This is a genomic window from Brucella sp. RRSP16 (genome assembly GCF_052246815.1).
Lineage (GTDB): Bacteria > Pseudomonadota > Alphaproteobacteria > Rhizobiales > Rhizobiaceae > Brucella > Brucella intermedia.
The window spans coordinates 1-26,338 of the sequence record NZ_JBQQAM010000011.1 but is presented as its reverse complement, the minus strand read 5'-3'; the positions used below and the strand labels follow the sequence as shown (position 1 = coordinate 26,338).

Here is a 26,338-nt window from a genome sequence, read left to right as displayed (position 1 = left end):
CCGGTCAAAAAACAGGTTCACGGGAACCGCTCTAATTCATCGTTTTACGCATTATCCGACGCATCGAAGCAGGACCAGAAATCAGTCCGGTGAACTGGTTTCCCGTCCGTGCGCTTCGCCCTTTTGCTGGCAATACTATGAATGTAGGGTGACGCGATTGCGCTGCTACCAATTGCATTTGGTGATCACGCTGACAAGCCGAGATTTTCTTTCAGTGTTTCTCCGGTATACTCGCCACGAAGCACGCCTTTTTCCTGAAGAATTGGAACGACTTTCTCGACAAATTCGTCGAAGCCACCAGGCGTGAGATGGGGCGCAAACACGAACCCATCTGCCGCATCCGCTTGCACATAGGCGTTGATTTCCTCGGCAATTGTCTGCGGGGTGCCGACAAACTGCTGACGCGCTGTTACTTTGATAATAAGGTCACGAATGCTGAGCTTTTCCCGCTCTGCCAACTCGCGCCATGTTCGAGCGGTTTCAATGCGGTCATCGTAGCGTGCTGCACGACCCAAAGCCAGCTGCTCATGCGCAACATCCGGCTCCAGTTCCGGCAACGGCCCATCTGGATCGTAAGCGGAAAGATCGCGGTTCCACACCTGCTCCAGAAAGGTGATCGCGGATTTCGGGCTGACCTGCTGCAAACGGATTTCGCGCAGCTTTTCCTCCGCATCCTCTTGCGTGTCACCAAGGACAAAGGTTGCTCCCGGGAGAATTTTGAGTGAATTCGGGCTGCGCCCGTAGCCAGCCAAACGCTTCTTCACATCGCGGTAGAACGCCTGCCCTGCTTCCAGCGTTCCGTGACGGGAGTAGATGACATCAGCGTGGCTTGCGGCAAGTTCCCGCCCTTCCTGCGAGTCGCCCGCCTGCGCAATGACCGGCGCGCCTTGTGGCGGCACCAGATCTGAGCGACCGGCGATGTCGAAATGCTTGCCCTTAAAAGCAAAATCGCCGCCAGCCCATATTCTCTGCGCGGCGTCGATAAATTCTCGCGCGCGCTCATAGCGCTCCTTGAAAGGCAAATGATCGCCACGCCGGAAGTTTGCGCCAGTAAACGCGCCTGGCGATGTCACCACATTCCAGCCAGCCCGCCCGCCGGAGAGAGTGTCAAAGGTCGCCAGCTGCCGCGCAAGCGCATAAGGCTCGTTGAACGTGGTCGTCAGTGTGCCGATCAGCCCCACATTTTCGGTGATCGCAGCGAGCGCGGTAAGAATAGCCAGCGTATTGGGACGGCCAGCAACATCAAGCTCGTGAAGCTTTCCCTTTTGCTCGCGCACGCGCAAGCCTTCCGCAAGAAAGATGAAATCAAACTTCCCGCGCTCAACCGTTTCGGCAAAATGCTTGAACGACGAGAACTCGATCTGGCTACCCGCTGCCGGATCACTCCATACAATGAAATTGTTGACGCCCGGAAATTGCGCTCCAAGAATAACCTGCTTCAGCTTTGTCATTTTCCCGGTTCCTTCGCTCATGCGGCTGTGGAGTAACGATTGATTGCTTCCGGCAAACCGAACCGCGCTCGCAGCGTAGTGCCTTCGCCGTTGTGAACGAGCTTGTGAACCTGCAATGCGGGCAGCAGTTCTTTGAGAACGAAATCGCTTTGCGATTGCGGATCAGACAAGAGCAACCGTATGCCTGAAGCGCCCAACTTTTGGCTCTCAGTAACCGCATCAATTATTTGCTGAACACTCGGTTTGTCAGAAAGCGTGATGTCGGTGACGACAAACGGCGCCGGGCGATCATGCACGGATGCGCCCGCAGCTCTGATAAGCTGTTCATCTGCTGGAACTAAAACCACATCCGCACTGCGAGCGATGTTCAGCTCATCAAGGTTTGAAAGTGCGGCCGCTACAATCGGCTGGCCCTGCGGTGGACGCGGGGTGATTGAAGGCCCAAGAACCCGGAAATTGTCGCTTTCAAAGCTGATGTAGTGCAGTTTGGATGCATCCAGAAAACGTTGCGTTTTCTTGTCACGGATAACGGCATCATCCTCCCAGCTATCCCAAAGCCTCCGAATAACTTCGATTGCGTCTTGAGTGTCCGTTTTAAGCGCCTGTTGATCAAGCGAAGGATAACCATTCAATGCACCCAGCGCTTTGCTGGCTTCCAGATTGCGCTGGTTTGCGAGCTGCTGGACAAGAAGTCCAGCACGCCCTTCGCTGACATAATCGAGCGTCGCAATGGCGGTCGAAACGTGAAACGGTTCCAGAAAATTCACCGGAGCACCGGCGATGACACCAATATTGCTAAGACGCGGTGCAAGCCAGTTTGCCAGCAAGAGGGCGTCCAGCCCATCGCCGCCCTTGTGTGCAAACTCATCTTCCAGTGTCAGAAATGTAACGGCACCATCGAACGATTTTGTCAGCTCCGTCCAGAACTGCGGCGATTGCTTGAGGCTGGTTTGAGGTGCGATTGCGGCGCTGAGACCCACACCCAGAAGCAGGGCTTTAGACTGCGTCATGATTGAATTCCGATCGTAGTTGAATGGTTTGGATACCTAGCCAGCGCGAACAACGCTCAGCTCTGGCTTGCTTGGGGCCGACGCAGGAAGAAGCCGCGCAAAATCCGTGAGTATTTGCGCATAATCCTCGGCATGAAACTCATAGGGCAGCTCCAACCGAAATTCGGAGACAAGCGGCAAAACAGGATCGGCTGCGAGTGTTTCCAGAATTTGTTCTGTCTTGCCCACAATATCGGGCAGAAACAAAGTGCGGCGCGGACCATGGGCGAAACCCGTTCGCTTGTCGCGTTCGGAGGCGAATTCCGCATAGCGACGGCGCGCATCGGGACTTGCGCTGTCCGTGGGCAGGATCACCCGGCCAAGTGCGACACGCGGTGCACGCTCATGCACCCATTCCTGACGGAACCTTTCTATGAGTGCTTTCTGAGCCGTCAGAAAATCATCCGTGTTCTCACCGCTGACAATGTTTCCTGTCAGGAGATTGAACCCAGCCTGACCCGCCCAGCGTGCGGAATTCTGTGATCCACCTCCATACCACAAGCGGTCGGTCAGCCCTTCGGCAAAAGGCCTCAAACGGGGAATTTGCGCACTGGCGGCATTGCCCGCTTCGGTTTCGCCCGAAAGCGGTTCTGATCGCAGTGCCTGTGCCAGTTTTTCTGCGCGCGTATGGCTGTAATCGGCAATGGGTGCGGCATCGACGAAATCTGCGATAAGATGAGCGAAAGGCGGCGCACCCACTGAAACCCCAACATTCAGCCTGCCGTTGGACAGCAGGTCCACAGTTGCAAGATCTTCGGCGAGCCGGAACGGGTTTTCATAGCCGAGCTGGATAACGGCAGTGCCAAGACCAATGCGTTTCGTCCGCTGCGAGGCGGCAGCGAGAAAGGTAGCAGCAGAAGAAATACCACGCTCCAGATGGCGCTGACGCACCCATGCGCTGTTATATCTCAGTCGCTCTCCATGTTCGAAAAGCTGGAGCGTATCCTCTAGCCCCCTTGCGGGATCATTCTCCTGATGACTGCCCGGAATGAGAAAGGCGAAATGTTCGATATGTGAAAGGGGCATGGCTTGATTCCCTTCTCACGCAGCGGTTTCCCGATAGCTCTGAAGTCGCGCAAGAATTTTTGCTTCCTGCTCCGCCTTGCGTTCTTGCACGCGCTGCGTTGCCTCTTCAAATGAAGCCGATGCGGGATAGAGCGGCGACGATATCGGCTGGCCCAGCTTGGCACCAATGTGCTTCTCAAAAGGCAGCGAGCGATATTGCTGAACATCTAACGATGTGTCGAAGAGCGGGCGATAACCGAGTGAAATGTAAAGCGCTGTTGCCTCGGGCTGGCGAAAGCCGGTCGAGAGATAGGCGCGCGTGTAACCCAGATCACCGGCACTTTTTTCAAGCGCCAAAACGATACGGCGCGCCAGCCCCTGTCTGCGCAAATGCGGTGCGGTCCATATTCGCTTGAGTTCGACGGTTTCTTCGTCATGGCTCATATAGCCGCCACCGGCAATGGTTTCACCATCGCGCTGCAGCAAATGGAAACCGCCAAGTGGCGGCGCAAACACCTCCGCGGGATAGCGCAGAATTTCACTGCGCGCCCCGCCCGGCCGATCCAGATTCGCATAACGGCTATCATATTCATGAACCAGACCGTCAATAAGCGGCTGTGCGGCAGGGTCCAAAAGAGAAGACTGGACGATAATATCAACCATAGAAAGCCTCCGCTGAAACAAATCCTGTCCAACCTGTGTTGTGTGGAGGCAAAGGCCGCCATCGAACAGGGTCTCCTTTAACGGTGCCTCGTTGCTCGCCCGTTTGCACGGCATGAACGTTTAATGAGCGTGCAAATATTGGAAGATCGTTGCTCGATTAATATTCTATAAAAAACATAGATTATCTCCTCATTGAAGTTGTTGGTGAGGATCAAATGCCCTACGCGCTCAGTTTTCTCGATAAAAGTCCCATTCATGATGGCGAAGCAGCCCAGGCGGCGCTGACCCGCACGATAAAGCTTGCGCAGAAAGCAGAAGCTGCAGGCTTTCACCGTTTCTGGGTGGCAGAGCACCACAACTCACCGGGGCTTGCCAGTTCGTCACCGGAGGTACTAATCGGCTTTTTGCTGGCCCACACCCAGCATATCCGGATTGGTTCGGGCGGTGTGATGCTGCAGCACTACAGCGCTTATAAAGTCGCTGAGAACTTCAACCTTCTTGCTTCGCTTGCCCCTGGACGGGTCGATCTGGGGGTCGGAAAAGCGCCCGGAGGTCTGCCGCTTTCAACCCGCGCCTTGCAAGGCGCTTATGACCCGGACCGAAAACCATCCTTCCAAAAGCAACTCGCAGAGCTCGATGGCTTTCTCGATCATGGTTCTGAAAAATCAGATGATGATAAGGGCATCGCCGCATATCCGGTGCCGCCGCAAAAACCTGAACGTTTCCTGCTGGGTGCGAGTGTCGAAAGTGCTGAACTTGCGGCTCACCTTGATTGGAACTTCGTCTATGCCGGCCATATTCAGGGCGATCCGGCAGCGATCAAAGAAGCGGTTGACGCCTATCGGGCAATCGCGAACCGTCCTGCCGTGTTAGCGGTCAGCGTTATCGTTGCTGAGAGCGACTCTGAGGCAGAAAAACTGGCAGGTGATATTCGCCGCTTCCGTGTTGCGGTCGAAGGCCTGCAGCCGGTCAATGTGGGGAGTCACGAACAGGCGCTCGAATATGTGCGACAGGCCGGCGCCACACAATACAGCATCGAAGAGCGCACGCCCCGTGTCATTCGTGGAACAGCCTCGCAAGTTCACACGGAACTTCAACGTCTGCACCGCGAGTTGAGTATCGCTGAGTTCGTTATCGACTGCCCTGTTTCCGAAGGCAGCCAACGTCTCAAAACCATTGAGCTGCTTGCCAATAGTCGCCCTGCAATCGCGGCATAACACTCTCCCAATTCCCGACACTGGATATTCAACGTGATTACGAGACGAGATTTTCTGGCTGGCGCAAGCGGTATTGTTCTAACTATCGCCACCGGAGCTGAAATCGCTTTGACGGAAGCGCGTGCCGAACCCGTGAGGGGCGGTTCGCTCACATGGGGCGTCGAGTCGGAGCCAAGCACCCTCAATCCCCATTTGAACGGTCAGGCCAAAGCCAAGCTCATCCTGCGTAACAGCTATGAATCCCTTCTGGCACGCACGCCGGACGGTAGTTACGTGCCCTGGCTCGCCAAGAGCTATGAAGTATCAGAAGACGGCAAGACCTATACGTTCAAGCTCCGCGATGGCGTGAAATTTTGGGACGGCGAGAAATTCGATGCAGCAGCCGTTGCGCTCAACTTTACCAAACTCAAAGAACCTACCTATTCGGGAAGCATCAGTGCGGGCCACGTCGCGCGTGTCAGCGAAGTCACCGCCGTTGACCCGCTCACACTCGTCATCAGGCTTGACCGCGTTTACGCACCTTTCCTGGATGGTGCGGCTGGCATTGAATTGATCTCACCCAAAGCATTCGGGTCTGCGCAGCTAAAGGCCGGTGGAAGAGAAGTCGCGGGAACCGGGCCATTCATAATCGACCGTTATATCAAGGGTCAGGAAATCCGCTTCGTCAAAAACCCGGACTATAACTGGGCGCCTGAAAATGCGGCCCATCAAGGTCCAGCCTATCTGGATGATGTGACCTATCGCTTCCTGCCGGAATCTTCGGTGCGTATCGGCGCACTCACTTCCGGCCAGATCGACGCAGCTGAAGGCATTTCCGGCAATGACGCGCAACTTTTCCAGGATAACCCGGAATTTACCTACCAAACTTCGATCAACACCGGAACGCCTTATACGCTCTACCTTAACGTCAATCGTGCGCCCACTTCTGATGTCAACGTGCGCAAGGCCGTGCTGGCTGCAATTGATGTAGAACGCATTATTCAGTCGGTATATCGCGGAGAACGTGAACGCGCCTGGGGCATCCTCACTCCCGCCGACACTGACTTTTACGACAAGTCGATTGAAGGTACTTACGGCTTTAATCCAGAACTTGCCAACAAGCTTCTTGATGATGCTGGCTGGACAGAGCGCGATACCGATGGATTTCGCAACAAAGACGGCAAGCGCCTGACAATCGAGGTCGTGCAGTCGCAATCCACCGTGCGCGATCAGCGTGATATTCTCTTGCAGGCCGTACAGGCGCAGGCCCGGCAGAATGCCGGCATCGATATTGCGCTGCAATATGTTGATGCGGGAACCTATTCCAGCCGCCAGAAAGACGGCGAATACGGCATCATTCCAAATTCGACGACGACGCAGGAAAACGGCGTCACCATCTACTTCCACTATCTGCCCCGCGATAAGGGCGGTTCGATCAACTATAGCCGGACAGAAGACCCGAAAGTCTCCGAATGGCTGGACCAAGGCGCTTCCACGCTCGATTCCAAAAAGCGCTTTGAAACTTACGCAGAACTGCAACGTTTTGCGCTGCTCGATCAGGCTTATGGCCTGCCGCTCTATGTGCCTGCCGATCAGATCGTCGCATCATCTCGCGTTCAAGGCATCGGTTTCCGCCCTTTCAAGCGGCTTCCGGAAAACGCCTACGACATCTGGCTTCAAGATTAATTTCACCCTGCTTACGAGAAACCGATACATGCTCAATCGCCGTTATTTTCTCACGCTCGGAACTGCACTTTTTGCGGCAGTCGCACTGCCAAAAATCGCTTTCGCGCAAGATGCCAAACCCGTTGAAGGCGGCAAGCTGGTCTGGGGTGTTGAAACCCAGCCAGCGACCCTTAACCCGCAGCTCAACGGTCAGGACAAGACCAAACTCCTGCTGCGAAATTCATATGAATCGCTGCTTGCGCGCACCGCTGAAGGCGGTTACGTGCCCTGGCTGGCGAAAGACCATGAGATTTCGGAAGACGGTAAAACCTACACATTCACACTGCGGGACGATGTAAAGTTTACGGACGGCGAAAAGTTCAATGCGGAAGCCGTGGTAGCCAACATTACGGCGCTCAAAGACCCGGCTTATTCAGGCAGCACAAGCACCGGGCCTGTTTCGCGCATTGCAGAAGCGAAGGTGCTTGACGAAAATACCGTCAGTTTCACGCTCAAAGGCATTTACGCGCCATTTCTCGATTATATTGCCAGCCTGGAAATTCTCTCGCCTGCTGCATTCAAATCCGAAGAAATCAAATCCGGCGGACCTGAGATTGCAGGAACCGGTCCTTTCATTTTGAAGCGTTATGCCAAAGGACAGGAACTCAATTTCGTAAAGAACCCGGAATACAACTGGGCACCGGCGAATGCGGGTCATCAGGGTCCAGCCTACCTTGATGAAGTGACCTACCGTTTCTTGGGCGAGTCATCGGTCAGAACCGGCGCGCTTACCTCTGGTCAGGTTGATGTCATTGAAGGTGTATCCGGCAATGATGCAGCGCTGTTCAAGGACAATCCTGATTTCACCTATCAGACAGCGTTGAACACCGGCACACCTTATTCGCTTTTCCTCAATGTCGAACGGGGTCCGACGCAGGAGCTCAATGTCCGCAAAGCGCTCATTGCTGCGATCGACGTCGATGCCGTACTCAAATCCGTCTATCGGGGTGAGCGCACTCGCGCATGGGGCATCACTTCGCCGATTGATCCGCAGTTTTACGACAAAAGCATCGAAGGAAAATACGGGGCCAATCCAGAACTTGCCAACAAACTTCTCGATGAAGCGGGCTGGACCGAACGCAATGCGGAAGGCTTCCGCACCAAGGATGGTAAGCCGCTGACGATTGAAGTTATTCAGGCGCAGGCAACGGTGCGTGACCAGCGCGATGTTCTCTTGCAGGCTTTGCAGGCACAGGCGCGCCAGAGCGCGGGTATCGATCTGAAGATTGTTTATGTTGATGCCGGGACCTACACAGACCGCCGCAAGACAGGTGACTTTGGCTCGATTGCCAATTCCAACACGCCAACCGACGCCATCGACATAGAACTGCACTACCTGCCACTCGATAAAGGTGGTTATATCAATTACAGCCGCGCTTCAGCACCTGAATTGGCGCGATGGCTGAATGAAGCCGCCTCAACGCTCGATCAGGCCAAGCGGTTTGAACTTTACAGCAAGCTGCAGAATTTCGCCATTCTGGATCAAGCCTATGCCTTGCCGCTCTATGAGCCAGAGGATCAGATTGCTGCTGCAAGCTATGTCAAGGGCATCAGCTTCCGTCCCTTCAAGCAACTTCCTGAAAGCGCGTACGACGTATGGCGCAGCGAGTAGCTACGTCTTCCCGCGGATTTCGGCACAGAGGAGCTTACAGATCATGGAAGCTGAAAATACCACGACCATCGGTCGCGCACCTGCGAGCTGGTTGCCCCGGCGTTTCGGAGTCCCGCGTAACAGTCTTATGGGACAAATCCTTCTTCGCATAAGCTCAGGCCTGCTGGTTCTTTGGGCGGCAATCACCCTGAGCTTCACAAGCGTCCATCTCGCACCCGGCGACATTGTCAGCATATTGATTGGCGAGCAACTGCGCACGCCTGAAGTTGAAGCGGCCATCCGCGCAGAATGGGGGCTGGATGATCCGATCTTCGTGCAATACCTGTCCTATCTCGGACGTATTCTGCATGGCGATTTTGGCCGCTCCTACTACCTGCAGACGGATGTCTCGCAGCTTCTGTTTTCTCAGATGTGGCCCACCTTGAAACTTGCCGGTGCAGCACTTGTCGTCGCAATCGTCTTTGCAACTGTTAGCGCTGTTTTGACAGCCGGCAAAAAGCTGCCGCGCTCAATCGCGGCAGGCGTTGAACTGGTGCTCATTTCAACACCATCCTTCTGGCTCGGTATTGTCCTCCTTTTCGTCTTCTCCTTCACGCTCAAGCTATTTCCGGTGTCAGGGGACAGGAATTTTGCGGCACTCATCCTGCCAGCGCTTTCGCTGGGCTTGTCCTTGGGCGCTGTCATTGGACAGGTTCTACGCGAAGGCCTGGAGCGCGCGCTGGAGGAGCCCTTTGCCCTCACGGTGCGCAGCTGGGGGACCAGCAATCTTGTGTTGCGGCTGAGGCACGGTTTGCGCCATGCGTCGCTGCCAGCCGTAACACTCACCGGCTGGCTGATTGGTGGGCTTCTTTCAGGTGCTGTTATCACCGAAGCCGTCTTCGGGCGTCCCGGTCTTGGCCGCATCACGGTTGATGCAGTGCTTTATCACGACCTGCCGGTCGTGCTGGCTGTCGCTATTTTCTCAGCGTTTATCTATGTGGTGATGAGCACCATCGTTGATGTTCTCTACCTGCTGATTGATCCGCGCCTGAGAACCGAAGGCCGGAGATAAGCCATGAGTGTCACCCCCGCACTTGAACCACGCCCGGCGGCAAAGCCGGCTGCCACTAGCTTACCTAAACAGGTCCGATTGGTCCTTTCGCGCCCGACACTGGCACTACCAACGCTCTTCCTAACGCTAATTGCCGTTGCAACGCTCTGGCCGGGTTTACTTACAACAGCCGATCCATTGCTAGCGGATCCTCTACAGGCACAATTGCCGCCTTCGGTAGATCATTGGTTTGGTACTGATCATCTGGGCCGTGACGTGTTTTCACGCGTGGTTCACGGTGCGCGTTATTCCGTTCTGATAGGCTTTAGCGCTGTGGCAATCGGTGCTGTCGCCGGTTCCTTTTTCGGGCTGCTTGCTGGATTATCGCGCGGCCTGATTGATGAAGCAGTTTCCCGTTTTCTCGATGTGGTGTCTTCCTTTCCCGATCTGCTGCTGGCTCTTGTTTTCATCTCATTCACGGGGCCGGGCACCGTCAATCTGATTTTTGCGCTTGGCGTGGCCATCATTCCGCGTTTTGCCCGCGTCGTGCGTGCGCAGACCTTTGTCGTCGCGCAGAGCGGTTATGTCGAGCAGGCCAAAACATTTGGGCTGAAGCGTCACATCCTCGTGCTGCGGCACGTATTGCCTCACGCAATCGCACAAGTGCCGATCCTTGCAACAATAGGACTTGGCACAGCAATCATCAGCGCTGCGGGCTTGAGCTTTCTTGGTATGGGACCGCAACCGCCAGCTCCCGAATGGGGCGCGATGCTTTCAGAAGCACGCAATTATCTGCGTGTTGCATGGTGGATTGGCGTCTGGCCCGGTCTCGCCATCACACTCACCGTTATCTCCATCAGCATTCTCGGACGCCGTTGGCAGCTTGCCTTTGAAGGCCGGAGGCAGTCATGACAACGCCCCTTGTCGAAGTCCGTAATTTGTCCATCAGCTTTCGGCGTGACGATCAATCAGTGAAGGCGGTTGAAGGCATTAATCTGACCATACATCCAGGAGAGACGGTGGCGCTGGTCGGAGAGTCCGGTTCGGGCAAATCGGTGACGGCACGAGCACTGATCGGACTTTCAGGCCCAAGCGCTGTCGTCAAGGCTGACCTTTTCGAGATCGATGGTCTGAGTGTCCTTGATTACCGCGATAAGGAATGGCGGGGTTTGCGCGGCAACAAAATCGGCTTTGTCCTGCAGGACGCGCTGGTTTCGCTCGATCCGCTACGTCGTATCTCGCAACAGCTTTCCGATGCGTTCGGCGTCAAGGGCTTCTTCCGAAGGCCGGATGTCACGGACCGCAGCAAGGCATTGCTGCGCTCGGTCGGCATTCCCGACCCTGATCGCAGATTGCTGCAATATCCACACCAGCTTTCGGGCGGTTTGCGACAACGTGCGCTGATCGCAACAGCGGTTGCGCGTTCGCCTTCGCTGCTCATTGCCGACGAGCCGACCACAGCGCTTGATGCAACGGTTCAAAAGCAGATTCTTGATCTTCTTGCGGAGCGCCGCCGGGCTGGCGAGACGCTTCTTCTGATCAGCCACGATCTGGCGGTTGTATCACAGATGGCCGATCGCATTCTGGTCATGCACAATGGGCGGATAGTTGAGGAAGGCCCAACAAGGCAGATACTCAACACACCGAAGGAAGCCTATACGCGACATTTGCTTGAAGCCGTACCGTCGGCGGGATCGCGCGGCTATCGCCTCTCGCCCGTACAGCCGCACCACCCGCAAGTCAGGGTGGCCCTGCCAGCAAAGCGCATCGATGAAAGCACCAATGTTCTGGAAGCCAAAGGGCTTTTTAAACATTATGGTAAGGCCAACACGCCTTTGGCCATCAATGATGTCTCGTTCTCGCTAAAAGCGGGTGAAGCGCTTGGCATTGTTGGGGAATCCGGCTCAGGTAAAACCACCGTCGCCAAGATTGTTCTCGGGCTTACAGAACCCGATCAAGGCACGGTGTATATTGATGGCGAGCTGTGGAGCAATCTGCGCGAGGAACAACGCCGCTCGCAACGTAAGCATATGCAACTGATTGCGCAGGATGCGCTCAGTTCGTTCGACCCGCGTTATACGGTTGAAAAGATCGTCGGTGAAAGCCTTGACTCGGTTCATGTCTATGGTGATGAACGCCGCAAGCGCGTGGTAGAAGTGCTGGATGCCGTGCGTTTGGGATCGCAGTTTCTTAAACGCTATCCCCGCGAGTTGTCTGGCGGTCAGCGCCAGCGTGTTGCCATCGCGCGTGCCTTCGCACCTCGTCCGAAACTTCTGGTCGCTGATGAGCCTGTGAGCGCGCTTGATGTATCGGTGCAGGCTCAGGTACTCGACCTTCTGGCTGAGCTACAAGCTGCCTCCGGCACGTCGCTTCTGTTCATTTCCCACGACCTTGGCGTCGTCCATCATCTGACAGACCGTGTTCTGGTGATGAAGGACGGTCGCATCGTTGAAAGCGGCGCTGTTGAACGCGTCTTTTCCCAACCACAACACAATTACACACGCGCATTGCTGGATGCCGTTCCAACAATAAGCGCCGCTTGATTTACGAGGATAACACAATGACCAGAACACGTACCCGCCGCTTGAAAACCCTGTTTGGTGCCAGCAACGTTGTTTCCGCGGATAATGACCAGGACAAGACCTTTGGGTTCAAACGCGCAATAGAGCTGGCAAAGAAGGCTGAAGCCGAGAAAATCACCGGCCTTTTTACAGCCGACCTTCTGCAACTTGATCCGGTGGGTCTTGCAGGCACCACCGGCACACAGGACCCGGTTATCGCCCTTGCAGCGTTGGCACATGCCACATCGCATATCGGGCTTATTGCGACCGTCTCAACGACATTTCTGCATCCTTACAATCTTGCACGCCAGATCGGAACGCTGGACCATTTGAGCGGTGGCAGAACAGGCTGGAATGCCGTGACCTCTTCGGTCGGCGAAGAGAATTTCGGCGGCGATCTGCCAAGTCCGGAAGAACGCTATGAACGGGCTGCAGAATTTATTGAGATCGTCAACGCCCTCTATGATGCCAATGAACGCGATGCAATCACTCGCAAAGCGTCAGGTAATATCTCTGTCCATCCGAAAAAATTTCACCCTATCAACTATCACGGCAAGCATTTCAGCGTCGAAGGCCCCCTGAATGTGCCACCTCTGCCGCAGGGTCGTCCGGTTCAGTTTCAGGCTGGTCAATCCGATGCCGGTATCACGGTTGGCGCGCGCTATGCTGAAGTCGTCTACACGTCACAGCCAAAGCTTGAAGATGCAGGGGCTTTTGCCACCGAGCTGCGCCGCCGCGCGACACAGTTTGGCCGCGGTAACAATCTGCCATTCATCATGAATTCGCTTCATTCGCTGATTGGCTCTTCTGAAGCGGATGTTGCCCGCCGCCTGAAAGACAAGCACGAGGCAATCGACTATGATCAGGGACGGATCAAGCTTGCTGATATGCTCGGCGGGCATATCGATCTGGGCGATCTGCCGCTTGACAAGCCGCTGCCAGAAAACCTCTTGCCGGAAATCACCAGCATTAACCGTCGCCGGGGCCGTGTCGAAGTGTTTCGCCGTTATGCACGTGAAGGCCTGACCTTGCGTCAGTTGATCATCGAGGCGCAGGAAACCGGCCACTGGTCGATTGCAGGTACGCCAGAACAACTCGCCGATGCGATTGAAGAACGCTTCAATACGGGTGCCGTTGACGTTCTCACGCTGCACGGCATTGGTAATCCCGATCAGGAAGATCTGCTTCTAAATGGTCTGATCCCGGAGCTTCGACGCCGGTCGCTGATTGATGCAGATTACATCGGAGCAGATTTCCGCGCCAATCTGGAACTGCCGCCCTTATCTGTTAGCACACCGTCTCAGGCCCGGAGCGCCTGAAATGGCAAAGCGTGAGGGTTTTCTGCGTTTTGGTTTGTTCGTCTATCCTGTCGGCCACCATATTGCGGCATGGCGACACCCGGATGCTGTCGCAAATGCTGGCATCAATTTCGACTATTACCGCAACGTTGCCTCGCTGGCAGAAGCAGCCAAATTCGATCTGCTGTTTCTCGCCGATGGTGCGGGAACTCGCGGCGACAATCTCGAAATTCTGAGCCGCACCGCGCATAGCTATGTAGCACAGTTCGAGCCCCTTACGCTTTTGTCCGCGCTCTCGGCTGTCACTAGCCATATCGGTTTAGTTGCAACCGCCTCATCGAGCTTCAATGAGCCTTTTCACATCGCACGAAAATTTGCGTCACTTGATCATTTAAGCGGTGGACGTGCGGGCTATAACCTTGTGACTTCCGCGAGCGATTTTGAGGCGCGCAATTTCAATCTCGACCGGCATTATGAACATGCTGACCGTTATGAGCGGGCAGAAGAATTTGCAGATGTCGTCAAGGGTCTATGGGACAGCTGGGAAGAGGACGCCTTCCTCTATGATAAGGAAGAGGCGCGTTTCTTCGACCCCAGCAAGCGGCACGTGCTCAATCACAAGGGAAAGTACTTCTCGGTTCAAGGACCGTTGAATGTACCTCGTTCGCCGCAAGGACATCCTGTGACGGTGCAGGCTGGTTCATCAGCGGCTGGAAAGGAACTGGCGGCGAAAAGTGCGGATGTCGTTTTCACGGCACAGCAGACAGTTGAAGAAGCCGCCACCTTTTATAAGGATGTCAAACAGCGTGCAGCGCACTATGGCCGTGATGCCGACGACATCAAAATCATGCCGGGCATTTTTCCGGTCGTTGGCCGCACCCGGCAGGAGGCCCAGGATAAATTTGACGAATTGCAGAACCTCATTCACCCATCAGTGGGGCTCAATATTCTTTCTTCAGGCTGGTCTGGTCCGGACCTCTCCCAATTTGATCTAGACGGCCCCGTGCCCGAATTACCAGAAAACCAAGGCAGCAAAAGCAGACAGGAGCTCCTGTTTGAACTGGCGCGGCGCGAAAACCTGACCATCCGCGAACTATATCTGAGGGTTGCAGGCGCTCGTGGTCATCTGCAAATCGTGGGCACGGCAACAGACGTGGCCGACGCACTCGAAGAGCGTTTTGAAACCTACGGCGCAGATGGGTTTAATGTCATGCCACCGATCTTTCCAGTCGGTCTTGAAGATTTTGCCGAGCTGGTTCTGCCGGAGCTACGCCGCCGCGGGATTGCCCGCAGAGATTATGATGGCCCGACATTACGGGAAAACCTTGGGCTGAGAGCCGGAACACGTCGCGACAAAAGTAAAAGCCCGAGAATAGTTTCCGGAAACTTCGGCTTGCAGGAGAACTGAGGCCGAAGGCTCCACGACGCAAACCCGACCAAATCGTCGGCGCGGCGTAGGCGTAGCACCATGGTAAGCATAAAGCCCACGGAAGTTTTGATCGAAGCTACCGAATTGCTGGCGCTTCTGAAGGTGGAAACGCGTCATGTTGTCCTCATCGATGTCCGGCTGGGCGACGAGGGGCGAGTTGCCTATCTTGACGCACACGCGCAAAATGCCGTTTTCGCTGATCTTGCGACGGATTTTGCCGGAAAGGCGGGGGGTACTGCAGGAAAGCGGCCCCTGCCCCGGCCCGAAGATCTGACCCGCGATGCGCAACGCTGGGGTATCCGTCACGACAGCCTGGTTGTTCTTTATGATGACAACGCCGGCAGGCAAGCCGCTCGTGGCTGGTGGACGCTGATCTGGGGCGGCGCACAACACGTGCGGCTTCTCAACGGCGGCCTCGGCGCATGGCGCGACGCGGGCGGCAAGGTGACGACAGACGTGCCCCTGCCGCCGCGTGGAAACATCGTTTTGACCGGCGGACAGCTCGGTACACTCGACGCCAACAGTTCGGCCGCCCTTGCCCGCGACGGTATTCTGGTGGATGCGCACGGGAAGGAGGCTTATAGTGGGGCGGATGGCGGCGGCCATATTCCGGGTGCGGTCAACCTGCCGACCGGTGGCAACATCGATCCAGAAACAGGAAAATTCCTGCCGGAGGCCGCCCTTCTCGCCCGCTTCTCGGCAGAGGGACTGCCTGAAAACAAGACCATCGGCGTTTATTGCGGCGGCGGTGTCGCAGCGGCGCATGAAATTGCTGCCCTTACCCTCGCCGGCTACGACACATTACTGTTTCCAGGTTCCTGGTCGGCGTGGAGCGCCGATCCGACACGCCCGGTCGCAACCGGTCCCGAACGCGCTTGAACACGGATGAGAGAGGTAGAATAGTGGCGTCCACGGATAATCCTTACCTGCGCGCGAAGTGTGAAAGCTCCGCGCGGCTATGTCCTGCGGAAGGTCATTCTGCCCTGGCTCGTGCCATGGGTACCTGTCCCAACTTCGCGAAGAAGCTCGAAAAGCGCTCATGTTCAAATCTGGCAACGGCCCTTTTACCACAAAGGGCCACTCGTACTGTTTGGTCCCAGCATGTGATGGTGTAGAATTGTCACCGGCACAGCGGAGGGAGCTATGGGCCAAATTCTACGGCGGCCCCAAGACCACGCACGCCATTCGAGCTACAGCGATCGAAAGCTCCGGCCGCGCAGCTCGCCGCGCGGTTCTAGGTCAACGAGAAAACAGTCCTGAAGTGGCGCAAGAGGCGTTCTGTCGAAGATATGCCAATGGGTCCGAAAGAGCGCCGCAGCATATCTCGTCCGCCGAAAGGCGACTGGGAAAAGCCCAGGAAGTTCAAAGACTACGAGATTGGCTACTTCCACATTGACATTGCCGAGCTCCGCCATGAAGGCGGCAAAGGCTTTCTCTTTGTTGCGGTTGATCGGACCAGCAAGCTGGTGTTCGCCCGGATATATCGGAAGGCCACAAAATTGGCGGCAGCCGGGTTCCTGAAGTCATTGATTAGAACCGTCCCGTCCCTTACAGGATCCAAACAATCCTGACGGATAATGGCGTGCAATTTATTCAGCAGGAGCAAGCTACAAGCCTCACTTTCCCGCACATCTTTGGGCGGGTAGCTCTTGAAAACGGCATTGAGCACCGGCTGACAAAACCTTATCATCCGTGGACCAATGGTCAGGCCGAGCGGATGGTGCGGACGATCAAGGAAAGTGAAGCGGAACAGGAATTGATCCGGCGAACAATTCCCCGCTGAACGTCAAATCCTTTCACTGCAGCTCGATCAACGAAATGCGCCGGCATGTGCGGGATTGGCTGACTGCATACAACTTTGCCAAACAACTCAAAGCCTTGAAGTTCAAGACACCCTATGAAGCGGTTCACGAACTCTGGAAATCAAAGCCAGAGGCCTTTATCGTCAAACCGCACCATCACATGCTGGGACCAAACAGCTAGACGGTGGCTTGATCTGGTCGTTACCGGAACTGCTCCCAGTCTTTAGACCAAGCACAACGCCTGCTATGAAGCCAAGAAGTTGTTTATTGTCTTTCTCATCACTCCATAATTGAAAATACTCGACGGCTTTGCGTTGGGTGCAACTATCACCAGCGCCGCACTCATCCCTTGCGTCATTTCGCGCCTGAGTACGCGCCATCGCAATTTCATTGACCGCAGAGTTGAACTCATGCGACTGCAGCGCAAACAGCGCTGTGTAATATGATTCGTTTCTATTATTGAAAGGGTTCAAGATCAGATTAGCGACTTCTTTCGCCTTCACGAATTCGTCATAGTGCTTCTTACGACACTCCTCAGTCTCGCAGGCTGCGATTTCGTCATTTCGATTTGCCGAAATCTCGAAAATGCCCTGAGAAGACTCGATACTGGCAATTCGAATTCTCGCCGCATTGCCTCATTTCGTCGTTGTAAGCGAGGATTTCTTCACGTTTGAGATAATTGTTCTGATATGAATTGCCCACATACGCTGCGCCTGTTCCTCCGGTGACTCCACCCAAACCTTGTAGGATGGACCCTGTGATAGAGTTGGTCATGAAGTCGGTGAGCAAACGACTTCAATAAAATGCTGATGCCATGGCTAAATCGCCACGCCCTATTTCTCCTGCCGTCCCTCGCCGGGAAGCAGGCACCTCAATCAAAATAATAGGAGCGGATTGCAAAATAGATCCGGGGAAGTCAACCGCAAATAGCAGAATTGAAAGCCTTATTAGACTTAAGTTACATGAAAGCCACTGGGCGCAAGCAGGAGGCCTTTGAATAAATCAGGCCCGCGTGTCAATATGGAACATCATAGACAGTCGCAAATGCCAATTCTCGAATCGATCAGTGAACGCCGATTTCGGTTTCCGGACGCAGCGCCTGCACGCGAAGCATATATTGCTCCGGCAATAGCGCGCCTGCTGAGTTCCTCGCCATAGCTTTCCGTCAGCTTCGTCTGTTCGGCCAGCTCTTCCGGCTCGGCCATGCGCGACATCATCAGAAAGCCGATTGGGTTCATACCCAACTCACGCGTAACCTTGATATGCTGGCGTGATAGCCATGATAGCAAGATGAATCGTTTTTTCCGCTTGATACGCAGTGAATTCACATTCGGGCCTCCACCCGGACCACCAACACCAGGTAGCTCACTTTGCCATTCATTAGGCTGTCTCGACGTATTTCATCTTCCATACTAGTCCACCATCTGGTAATCAGAGCTTATTATATGGAGGCAAAACGTGCGACAGACTTGGAGATGGTTTGGTCCAAAGGATTTGACATCAATTGACGATATGCGACAGGCAGGCGTGGAGGGGGTTGTTTCAGCCCTGCATCACGTGCCGACCGGCGAGGTTTGGACTACGGATGAGATTGCGCTGCGGCAGGCTCAAATCGCTCGCATGAATGACGGCGCATCTTCCCAACTCGCTTGGGAAGTAGTCGAAAGCCTTCCAGTATCCGAAGACATCAAACGGCAAACCGGCGACTGGAAGACACATATCACCAACTGGAAAACCAGCATGACCAATCTAAGCCGCGCTGGCATAGAGGTGATCTGCTATAATTTCATGCCAGTGCTGGACTGGACGCGCACGGACCTTGCCTTTCGTTTGGATAGCGGCGCGACATGTATGCGCTTCGATCTTATCGATTTTGCCGCTTTCGACATTCACATATTGCAACGCAAAGGCGCTGCCGAGAGCTTCCCCGCCGATGTGGTGCTTGCTGCGAAAGAACGCTTTGCAACGATGAGCGACGCACGGCGGGAGGAACTTGGCGCCAATACCGTTTACGGTCTGCCGGGAGCGGCTGAAAACTTCACTCTTGCCGATGTACGGGACCATCTGGCCAAATATGACAATATCAGCCCGGACAGGCTGCGCGGTCATCTCATTGATTTTCTTTCGGAAGTGTCTCCGCTTGCGGAGGAACTTGGCATGCGTCTGTGCTGCCACCCGGACGACCCGCCTTTCCCACTGTTGGGCCTGCCGCGCATCATGTCCACAGAGGAGGACTACCGTCAGATCATGGAGGCCGTCGATATTCCAGCCAACGGCATCACGCTTTGCACCGGCTCGCTTGGCACACGGCGCGACAACGACCTGCCCGGAATGATGCAGCGTCTTGGCGGTCGCGTCCATTTCCTGCATCTTCGCAATGTCACCATTGAAGATGGGGGCCAGTACGGCTCTTTCCATGAGGCAGGCCATCTGGAAGGCGGCACGGATATGGTCGCTATGGTCGCTGCCATTCTGGCCGAAGAACGCCGCCGCAAGGCAGCAGGTCGCAAAGACTGGCAAATACCGTTCCGCCCCGACCATGGGCAGGATATTCTGGACGATCTTGGACGACGCGGGCAGCCGGGCTATCCGTCCATCGGTCGCCTGAAAGGTTTGGCGGAACTGCGGGGAATCATGACCGCGCTAGAGCATCCGCTGACGACGGGGAACGCGTGATGAGACTGTCGGGCAAAAGCACTCCAACGGATGGGGCCACGTGGCCTGCTTATGATCCACAGGCTCTTGGTGCAGGTATCTTGCATCTCGGCCTGGGCGCTTTTGCCCGTGCGCATCTGGCCGCTTACACTGACGCTGCCCTGACGCAAGTACCGTCTGACTGGCGGATCGTCGGCGTCTCGTTGCGTGGAACCGACGTGGCCGAAGCGCTTAATCCGCAGGATGGCTATTACACACTGATCGTGCGTGGTGAGGAAAGCCGCGTCATCGGTTCCGTGAGACAGGTGCTTGCCGGGCCGACCGCCAGCACTGAAGCGCTGACTTTCATGGCAGAGTCTAAGTGCCGGATTGTCAGTATCACAGTGACGGAAAAAGGTTATGGTCTATTACGCAACGGTGGTTGCGATCCAGCGCATCCAGCAGTCAAGGCCGACCTCGCAACACCTGACCACCCCAGAGGCGTGCTTGGCCTCATCACATTGGGTCTGAAACGACGCTTCGAATTGGACCGGCCGCCATTTACCGTCTTAAGCTGCGATAACTTGCCGGATAATGGCGCGTTGTTGCGCTCCGCGATCATTGATTTTGCGACGCGCGCGCATGGCCCTGAACTGGCGAACCGCATCGCGGAAAAGGTTGCTTTCCCGGCAACGATGGTGGATCGCATCACGCCGCAATCAACCGACCGGACCCACGCCGACGCCGCACGAGCCATCGGTTACGAAGACGAGGCTGCAATTGAGACGGAAGCCTTTTCGCAATGGGTGATCGAGGATCATTTTCCTGCTGGACGTCCGGCATGGGAGGCGATGGGCGCGACCTTTACGCAAGACGTCCGCCCTTTTGAAAAAATGAAACTGCGCATGCTCAATGGCAGTCATTCAATGCTGGCCTATGCCGGGTTTCTTTCGAGCAAGACCTATGTGCGCGATGTAATGGCGGACGCGGCGCTGAGCAGGCTGGTGCAGCGCCATTTGCTCGCGGCGGCACAGACCCTGCCCGCAATGGACACCGATCTGGACGCTTATGCCCAGGCACTGGCCATTCGCTTTGCCAATCCGGCCATCGCGCACGAAACGCGCCAGATCGCCATAGACGGCACAGAAAAAATGCCGCAGCGCATCTTTGCGCCAGCCGTCGAACTGATTGAACGAGGCGGTGACACCACGCCTTTCGCTTTCGCCACAGCGGCATGGATGCGTTACGGTTTGGGCCATCATGAGAACGGCCAGCGATATCCTTTGAATGATCCACGTGGTGAAGAAATCACCACAGCACTGGCCAATACAAAGTCCGCATCGGATATATTTGCCGCTTATGCCGCGTTGCAGGGTCTTCTGCCGCCCGCATTGAAAAAAGCGCCATTTGCCGACGAGGTAGTTTCACGTCTCAATCGAATGCTTGCCGATGGCGTAGTCGCCGCTATCCAACATGAAGCAGCGACCTGTTGACCAGGCCGTTCAAAGGTCGTTGACGATGAGATCGGAATAACGTTGCGCCAGGTGTTCGGTAACTTTCAAAACTTCCGAAAGATGAACATGCACGGCGGCTTCCGCAGCAACCGGATCGCGGTGTTTGACGGCTGATAGCATGGCTTTGTGTTGCTCGATGAGCAATTCCACGGGGGTCACATTGGGCAGGCTCAGAAAGCGCAAGCGATCAAACTGCGCTTTTTCCCGCTCCAGCAGGCTCCATATGTCGCCCATCCGAATGCCATTGGCGACAGTGCGGTGAAAGGCATCGTCGGCGATGGTAAAATCCTCAGGAGAACCCTTCGAACCTTCCTGCATCGCGATAATCGCGTCAAGTTCGGCCATGATGGGCGCAGCAAGCCCTTCCTCTGCTGCGCGTTTGAAAACCGCAACTTCCACCGCATTGCGCACGAAACGCGCGCGCTGCACGGCGGCCAGTGAAATAGGCATGATGAAGGTGCCGCGTTGCGGCCAGACTTCCACAAGTCCCTGATCGACCAAGCGCAACAGGGCCTCGCGGACCGGTGTGCGGCTCGTACCGAAATGTCGGGCGAGTTCGTTTTCCGAAACCCGTTTGCCCGGCATGAGGCGCAGTGTGATGATATCGTTGCGAATGGCGTCGAGAATGCTCCCCACCGTGGGGGGAGCACCCGCGCCGGGCACCGGCTTTTCAGGATTATGCGTCGATCCGGGAAGCACCGCCATACGTCAGCCGTCCCAGCCGAGATGGCTCAGAAAATCCTTCGTGCGCGCAGTTTTCGGATTTTCAAAAATCTGCTCCGGTGGCCCCTGTTCTATGATCTGGCCATCGGCAAAGACCACGACCTGATCGGCAACACGCCGGGCGAAGGTCATTTCATGGGTCACGACAATCATAGTCATTCCGTCATCCGCCAGCCGTTTCATGACATTGAGCACCTCACCGATCGTCTCGGGGTCGAGCGCCGATGTCGGTTCGTCAAAGAGCATGACTTCCGGTTCCATTGCAAGGGCTCTGGCGATGGCGACACGCTGCTGCTGCCCACCAGACAGATTGGACGGGAAATTTTCCGCCTTGTCTGAAAGCCCCACCTTGGCGAGCAAAGCCAGTGCGCGTTCCTTTGCTTTTACTTCCGACAAGCCCAGAACGGTGGTCGGCCCCATCATGATGTTGCCGAGCGCATTCTTATGCGGAAAAAGCTCAAAGTTCTGAAATACCATCCCCATACGCTGACGCATGGCGCGAACCTGTTTGGGGTCCTGCGTAAGCCCGATGCCATCAATCCTGATCTCGCCGCCATTGATGGCTTCCAGACCATTGGTGCAGCGCAATAGCGTGGATTTACCAGAGCCGGACGGGCCGATGAGACACACCACCTGGCCGCGATGCACTTTCAGGCTGACATCCTTGAGAGCTTCAAATGTGCCATAGGATTTGCGGACATTGCGATATTCAATGACAACGTCGCCAGTCTTTACGGGTGCTATGGTGGAAGATGTCATTCGGTAACCCCGTATTTGCGGTGAATCCAGTCAACAATTTTGGCCTGCGGATAGCCCAGTAGCCAGTAAATCGCGGCCATTGCGGTCAGAAGTTCGATCACGCGGAAAGTCTGCGAGCGGATTTGCAGCGCTGTATGCGCCAGATCACCGACGGCTATCACCGATACCAGCGACGTGTCCTTGAACAGCGTGACCCATGTGGTTGCCAGCACCGGCAAAACGCGGCGCGAAGCTTGCGGTAGTACGATCTTGCGGAAAGCCGTCCATTCGCTCATTCCCAGAGCCAGGCCTGCCTCGGTCTGCCCCCTACGGATTGAACGGATACCAGAGCGGAATGTTTCCGAATTATAGGCGGCATTGTTGGCGACCAGCGCGACAAGTCCGGTCAGGAATGGCGAAAGTGCAAGACCGCTCATCATGGGCAGCACATAAAACGCCCAATAGACGACCAGAATGATTGGCAGATTGCGCAGCAGTTCCACATAGCAAGTCGCAATCAGCGCGACGATTTTGAAGCGCGATTCACGCATGACCGCGATCAGAATCCCCAAAGGCGTTGCGAGCAGCATCGTCAGCACGGTCAGCGCGATGGTGATCAAGGCGCCATGACCCAATGCGGGCAGGCTTGTCCATATGATAGACCAGTCGAAACTCATGAGCGCCCCAGGAAGGAAATGCGGCGATAGAGCATGTCGACGCCTCGGGTGAGCGGGAAGATGATGATGAAGTAGAGGATCATGACAGTGGTATAGGCCTCGACAGGCGCGTATTTCTGACCGGCAATGGCTTCGGCGCGGCGCATGAGTTCCGGCACGGCGATCACGGTGGCTATAGCCGTATCCTTGACCGCAAGCGACAGCAGCGATCCAAATGATGGCAGCATGCGCACGAAAGCCTGCGGCAGCACGATCTTGCGCAGGACCTGCGCCTGCGACATGCCGAGCGCAAGACCGGCGCGAACCTGACCGGGGCGCACGGACTGGATGCCAGCGCGCATCACTTCGGCAACATACGCGGCCAGATGCAGCGACAGCGAGAACAGCGCCGACCAGAATGGCGGCAGATTGATTCCAGTAGTGATCGGCAAGGCGAAATAAACCCAGACGAGAACCACCAGAACCGGAATGGCGCGCATGGTATCGATATAGAAGATCGTGATGCGGCTCAGCCATTTCGGTCCATAAAGGCGGGCGACGGTGAGCAGAAGCCCTAGAAAGAAGCTCAACACGCTCACACTGGCGGCCAGCAAAAGCGTCACCACCAAGCCGCTGAGCAGAAACTGCCAGCTATCAAAAATAGCGCTGAAATTGAATTCCATGTGTCAATATCCAGAGATCCGGGACCCTGAAAGTTCTGCCTGAACAGAACATGATTTGCGCGCACCAAATCCCGACGCGCGCAAAGTCCATGTGGCTTACATTTTGGAGACTTCTGCTTCTTCTTCCTTGAGAAGTTCTGGGAGCATAGGCTCGGCCACGGCTTTCAGCCATGCGAGATATTCTGGCTGGTTCTTATCTATAGCCAGACCGATTTCATTGACGGCCTCGGTGCTGTCCTGACAGTTATTTTCACGCGGCAGCGCTTCAAGGCCCTTCACATTGCGGCTGAGAGCCACGAAGGGAATGCGATTGATCGGCGCCGCGTCCGCACGGCCCGCCATGATTTCTTCCATTGGGGCTGCTGTTCCAGCGCTCGTCACGCCGCGAAGTGTAGCCTTGGGGAAACGTTCCTTGACCCAGTTTTCCTCGCCGCCACCCGTGAAATAGGCAATGGTCACTTCCGGCTTGTCGAAGTCATCAACCGACTTGGCGCCCGAAACCTTGGGGTTGGACGCTTTGCCGAACACGCACAGAGCCGTGCGCGAATAAGTGACGAAATCAACGACTTCTTGCCGTTGTTTCGTCATGGAGAGTGGCGAAATCGTCATGTCCACCTGATTGGCAGCCAGAACCGGCACCTTGGTTTCGTGCGAAACGAGAACCGGAACCAGTTTGACACCAAGCTTCTCGGCATAGGTCTGCGCAAGTGTCCAGGCCGGTCCGCGCCATGGCTGGCCGGAACCGGTGGTGTCTTCCACAAGCCACGGGGGATTGGCGAGAACGCCAGCTCGCAATTCACCCGACTTCTTGATCGCGTCGATACGCGCACTCTTACCGGGTGCTGGAACTTCCTGCGCCTGCGCCATGCCAGCCAGAGGCACTATATTCATAGCTGTGGCGGCTACCACCGCCCATAACAACTTTTTCATTGAAATCACTCCTCCCATACGATGGCCAGCACTCCTTCTGGCTTGATATATTCTAGTATACAAGTTGAAGCGCACTGGCAAGGACTACGTGAAAAGATTGAGGTGACCCGGCTGCGCCGCGATCTGTAGCATTGCGGTTGCCCCAATCGTTGCTTCGACGGCGATCACAGCCATGCTTGCCATGATCGCAGCAGCAAGCCCGCGACGAGAACGTTTTTCTTTCATGGATTGCCTTCAGCCCGGAACGGCCGCCGTTGAGTGGAAGCTTCCTCCTAACGCCCCTACCGGCTGGCCGAGAGCAACGGCGCCACCATTCGGATTGACCTTATCTTCCGGAAACTCCAATTCCACGCTGACCGCACAGGCCTGCACCGCAAACGCTTCGTTGGATTCGATCACATTCCATATCGGTTACGGTCAGACTGGCCCGCTGTAAAGCCTGTCGGCTGGCAGGAACGGGGCCATACCCATTACCTCGGGTGCGATGCCACCAAGTCCGGTTGCGATAATGCAGCCTAATGCCTTGACGCCATGGGCCTTAGCGACCCCTCCTCCATAAGAACCAGAGCTGCCGCGCCATCGTTGAGACCCGATGCATTGCCGCCGTTACGGTGCCGTTCTTGCTAAAAGCAGGGCGCAGCTTGGCCATATCCTCCAGAGAGACATTCCTGCGCACATGTTCATTCGTATCAAACAGTTTTTCTGTCCGACCTTGCTTGACGGTAATTGGCAGTATCTAGCCGCTAAATCGGCCATCTGCGATTGTAGCTGCCGCACGACGGTGCGGTTCAACCGCGAAAGCATCCTGCTTTGCCCGATCTATGCCAGACCGCTGGCAATATTCTCGGCGGCCATGCCCATGTGACCGTGACCGAAGGGATCGGTCAGAGCGCCCACCATCATATCAATCGCGGTCACATCGCCCATCTTCTGACGGTTGCGCGCCTGTGTCAGTAAACGGCCGGAGCGGCTCATGCTTTCCGCACCGCCAGCAAACACGATATCGGCTTTGCCAAGCTCAATTTGCTCAGCAACGGAAACGACCGCCTGAAGGCCTGAACCGCACAAGCGGTTCAAAGTCAACGCAGGCGACGTGTGAGGAACCCCGACACGAACCGCAACGACGCGCGAAATATACATATCTTCCGGTCCGGTGTGAATGACATTGCCGAAGACTGTCTGCTCAACCTGATCGGGCTCGATGCCAGCACGCATGATCGCCCCGCGCGCCACCGCGGCTCCCAGTTCACACGGAGGAATACCTGTGAGAGAACCACCAAAATCTCCGATTGGTGTGCGAACCCCGGAGGCAATAACCACTGAACGTTTCATGTTGATCTTCCTCAAACCTTGTCAGCCATTTCAGGCAAAGCCTGGAATAAATCAGCCACCAGCCCATAATCGGCGACTTGGAAAATCGGCGCTTCCTCGTCCTTGTTGATGGCGACGATGACGCGTGAGTCCTTCATGCCCGCCAGATGCTGGATCGCGCCGGAGATACCGACCGCGATGTAAAGATCCGGTGCAACCACCTTGCCCGTCTGGCCAACCTGCCAGTCGTTCGGCGCATAGCCGGCATCGACGGCTGCGCGGCTGGCGCCGACTGCGGCACCCAGCTTGTCGGCAACCGGCAGGATCA

27 protein-coding genes and 1 pseudogene are annotated in these 26,338 nt (G+C 55.8%); 12 read left to right on the top strand and 16 right to left on the bottom strand.

Features of this window, described 5'->3' with window-relative positions; all coding sequences use genetic code 11:
- Positions 1 to 185: 185 nt before the first annotated feature.
- The 4 genes from ACS5UA_RS17225 to ACS5UA_RS17210 form a co-directional block, all read right to left on the bottom strand.
- Entirely contained in the window at positions 186 to 1,451 is a 1,266-nt protein-coding gene (locus tag ACS5UA_RS17225; protein WP_112702219.1) for an LLM class flavin-dependent oxidoreductase, read from the bottom strand.
- Between the two features lie 17 nt (positions 1,452 to 1,468).
- Positions 1,469 to 2,431 carry an LLM class flavin-dependent oxidoreductase gene (locus ACS5UA_RS17220; RefSeq protein ID WP_241084562.1) on the bottom strand — a complete coding sequence of 321 codons (963 nt, stop codon included), beginning with the start codon at positions 2,429 to 2,431 and terminating at the stop codon, positions 1,469 to 1,471.
- Positions 2,432 to 2,497: 66 nt separating this feature from the next.
- Positions 2,498 to 3,526: an LLM class flavin-dependent oxidoreductase gene (locus tag ACS5UA_RS17215; protein ID WP_112702203.1), complete on the bottom strand. Its 1,029-nt coding sequence runs from the start codon at positions 3,524 to 3,526 to the stop codon at positions 2,498 to 2,500.
- Between the two features lie 15 nt (positions 3,527 to 3,541).
- On the bottom strand, positions 3,542 to 4,168 hold the full coding sequence (locus ACS5UA_RS17210) for a GNAT family N-acetyltransferase (protein ID WP_100650366.1): 627 nt from the start codon (positions 4,166 to 4,168) through the stop codon (positions 3,542 to 3,544).
- Positions 4,169 to 4,383: 215 nt separating this feature from the next.
- Here ACS5UA_RS17210 and ACS5UA_RS17205 point away from each other — a divergent pair, with 215 nt between their 5' ends.
- The 10 genes and pseudogenes from ACS5UA_RS17205 (at position 4,384) to ACS5UA_RS17160 (ending at position 17,002) form a co-directional block, all read left to right on the top strand.
- Entirely contained in the window at positions 4,384 to 5,385 is a 1,002-nt protein-coding gene (locus ACS5UA_RS17205; protein ID WP_112702204.1) for an LLM class flavin-dependent oxidoreductase, read from the top strand.
- 33 nt (positions 5,386 to 5,418) lie between these two features.
- Entirely contained in the window at positions 5,419 to 7,050 is a 1,632-nt protein-coding gene (locus ACS5UA_RS17200) for an ABC transporter substrate-binding protein (protein ID WP_112702205.1), read from the top strand.
- Positions 7,051 to 7,078: 28 nt separating this feature from the next.
- Positions 7,079 to 8,701 carry an ABC transporter substrate-binding protein gene (locus tag ACS5UA_RS17195; RefSeq protein ID WP_112702206.1) on the top strand — a complete coding sequence of 541 codons (1,623 nt, stop codon included), beginning with the start codon at positions 7,079 to 7,081 and terminating at the stop codon, positions 8,699 to 8,701.
- Between the two features lie 43 nt (positions 8,702 to 8,744).
- The gene (locus ACS5UA_RS17190) at positions 8,745 to 9,752 is read left to right on the top strand and encodes an ABC transporter permease (protein ID WP_241084564.1); all 1,008 of its coding nucleotides are present in this window, start codon (positions 8,745 to 8,747) and stop codon (positions 9,750 to 9,752) included.
- Positions 9,753 to 9,956: 204 nt separating this feature from the next.
- Positions 9,957 to 10,643, top strand: coding sequence for an ABC transporter permease (locus ACS5UA_RS17185; RefSeq protein WP_241084565.1), 687 nt, complete (start codon positions 9,957 to 9,959; stop codon positions 10,641 to 10,643).
- A complete protein-coding gene (locus ACS5UA_RS17180; protein WP_241084566.1) occupies positions 10,640 to 12,274 on the top strand; it encodes a dipeptide ABC transporter ATP-binding protein in 1,635 nt (544 codons plus the stop codon). The genes ACS5UA_RS17185 and ACS5UA_RS17180 overlap by 4 nt, the downstream gene beginning before the upstream one ends.
- Before the next feature lie 17 nt (positions 12,275 to 12,291).
- Positions 12,292 to 13,611, top strand: coding sequence for an NtaA/DmoA family FMN-dependent monooxygenase (locus ACS5UA_RS17175; protein WP_112702210.1), 1,320 nt, complete (start codon positions 12,292 to 12,294; stop codon positions 13,609 to 13,611).
- A gap of 1 nt (position 13,612) precedes the next feature.
- Positions 13,613 to 14,998, top strand: a complete 1,386-nt coding sequence (locus ACS5UA_RS17170; RefSeq protein ID WP_241084567.1) for an LLM class flavin-dependent oxidoreductase — start codon at positions 13,613 to 13,615, stop codon at positions 14,996 to 14,998.
- Between the two features lie 60 nt (positions 14,999 to 15,058).
- Entirely contained in the window at positions 15,059 to 15,898 is an 840-nt protein-coding gene (locus tag ACS5UA_RS17165) for a sulfurtransferase (RefSeq protein WP_112702211.1), read from the top strand.
- 264 nt (positions 15,899 to 16,162) lie between these two features.
- Positions 16,163 to 17,002 (top strand): annotated as a pseudogene (locus ACS5UA_RS17160) (DDE-type integrase/transposase/recombinase).
- Here the strand turns inward: ACS5UA_RS17160 and ACS5UA_RS17155 are convergent.
- Together ACS5UA_RS17155 and ACS5UA_RS17150 are read right to left on the bottom strand one after the other, a co-directional pair.
- A complete protein-coding gene (locus tag ACS5UA_RS17155; protein WP_162718874.1) occupies positions 16,965 to 17,324 on the bottom strand; it encodes a hypothetical protein in 360 nt (119 codons plus the stop codon). The pseudogene ACS5UA_RS17160 and the gene ACS5UA_RS17155 overlap by 38 nt on opposite strands.
- Positions 17,325 to 17,849: 525 nt before the next feature.
- Positions 17,850 to 18,059, bottom strand: coding sequence for a hypothetical protein (locus ACS5UA_RS17150; protein WP_112702212.1), 210 nt, complete (start codon positions 18,057 to 18,059; stop codon positions 17,850 to 17,852).
- A gap of 220 nt (positions 18,060 to 18,279) precedes the next feature.
- Between ACS5UA_RS17150 and uxuA the strand changes: the two genes are divergently transcribed.
- Together uxuA and ACS5UA_RS17140 are read left to right on the top strand one after the other, a co-directional pair.
- Complete coding sequence (gene uxuA, locus ACS5UA_RS17145) at positions 18,280 to 19,497, top strand: mannonate dehydratase (protein ID WP_112702213.1); 1,218 nt, start codon at positions 18,280 to 18,282, stop codon at positions 19,495 to 19,497.
- Entirely contained in the window at positions 19,497 to 20,948 is a 1,452-nt protein-coding gene (locus tag ACS5UA_RS17140) for a mannitol dehydrogenase family protein (protein ID WP_112702214.1), read from the top strand. The genes uxuA and ACS5UA_RS17140 overlap by 1 nt, the downstream gene beginning before the upstream one ends.
- 9 nt (positions 20,949 to 20,957) lie before the next feature.
- Here the strand turns inward: ACS5UA_RS17140 and ACS5UA_RS17135 are convergent, their stop codons facing one another.
- The 10 genes from ACS5UA_RS17135 to ACS5UA_RS17090 form a co-directional block, all read right to left on the bottom strand.
- Positions 20,958 to 21,674 carry a GntR family transcriptional regulator gene (locus ACS5UA_RS17135; RefSeq protein WP_112702215.1) on the bottom strand — a complete coding sequence of 239 codons (717 nt, stop codon included), beginning with the start codon at positions 21,672 to 21,674 and terminating at the stop codon, positions 20,958 to 20,960.
- 3 nt (positions 21,675 to 21,677) lie between these two features.
- Positions 21,678 to 22,451, bottom strand: coding sequence for an amino acid ABC transporter ATP-binding protein (locus tag ACS5UA_RS17130; RefSeq protein ID WP_241084569.1), 774 nt, complete (start codon positions 22,449 to 22,451; stop codon positions 21,678 to 21,680).
- Entirely contained in the window at positions 22,448 to 23,107 is a 660-nt protein-coding gene (locus ACS5UA_RS17125; protein WP_112702217.1) for an amino acid ABC transporter permease, read from the bottom strand. The genes ACS5UA_RS17130 and ACS5UA_RS17125 overlap by 4 nt, the downstream gene beginning before the upstream one ends.
- Positions 23,104 to 23,769, bottom strand: coding sequence for an amino acid ABC transporter permease (locus tag ACS5UA_RS17120; RefSeq protein ID WP_100648497.1), 666 nt, complete (start codon positions 23,767 to 23,769; stop codon positions 23,104 to 23,106). Before ACS5UA_RS17120 ends, ACS5UA_RS17125 begins: the two co-directional genes overlap by 4 nt.
- A 96-nt stretch (positions 23,770 to 23,865) precedes the next feature.
- A complete protein-coding gene (locus ACS5UA_RS17115) occupies positions 23,866 to 24,699 on the bottom strand; it encodes a substrate-binding periplasmic protein (protein WP_112702218.1) in 834 nt (277 codons plus the stop codon).
- Positions 24,700 to 24,783: 84 nt separating this feature from the next.
- Positions 24,784 to 24,924 carry a hypothetical protein gene (locus ACS5UA_RS17110; protein WP_162718875.1) on the bottom strand — a complete coding sequence of 47 codons (141 nt, stop codon included), beginning with the start codon at positions 24,922 to 24,924 and terminating at the stop codon, positions 24,784 to 24,786.
- A 9-nt stretch (positions 24,925 to 24,933) separates the two neighbouring features.
- The gene (locus ACS5UA_RS17105; protein WP_241084570.1) at positions 24,934 to 25,098 is read right to left on the bottom strand and encodes a hypothetical protein; all 165 of its coding nucleotides are present in this window, start codon (positions 25,096 to 25,098) and stop codon (positions 24,934 to 24,936) included.
- Positions 25,099 to 25,237: 139 nt separating this feature from the next.
- Positions 25,238 to 25,375 carry a thiolase family protein gene (locus ACS5UA_RS17100; protein ID WP_273772423.1) on the bottom strand — a complete coding sequence of 46 codons (138 nt, stop codon included), beginning with the start codon at positions 25,373 to 25,375 and terminating at the stop codon, positions 25,238 to 25,240.
- Between the two features lie 143 nt (positions 25,376 to 25,518).
- Positions 25,519 to 26,031, bottom strand: a complete 513-nt coding sequence (locus ACS5UA_RS17095) for a thiolase family protein (protein WP_273772421.1) — start codon at positions 26,029 to 26,031, stop codon at positions 25,519 to 25,521.
- Between the two features lie 11 nt (positions 26,032 to 26,042).
- On the bottom strand, positions 26,043 to 26,338 hold a 296-nt coding region (locus ACS5UA_RS17090; protein ID WP_443101533.1), incomplete at its 5' end, for an FAD-binding protein.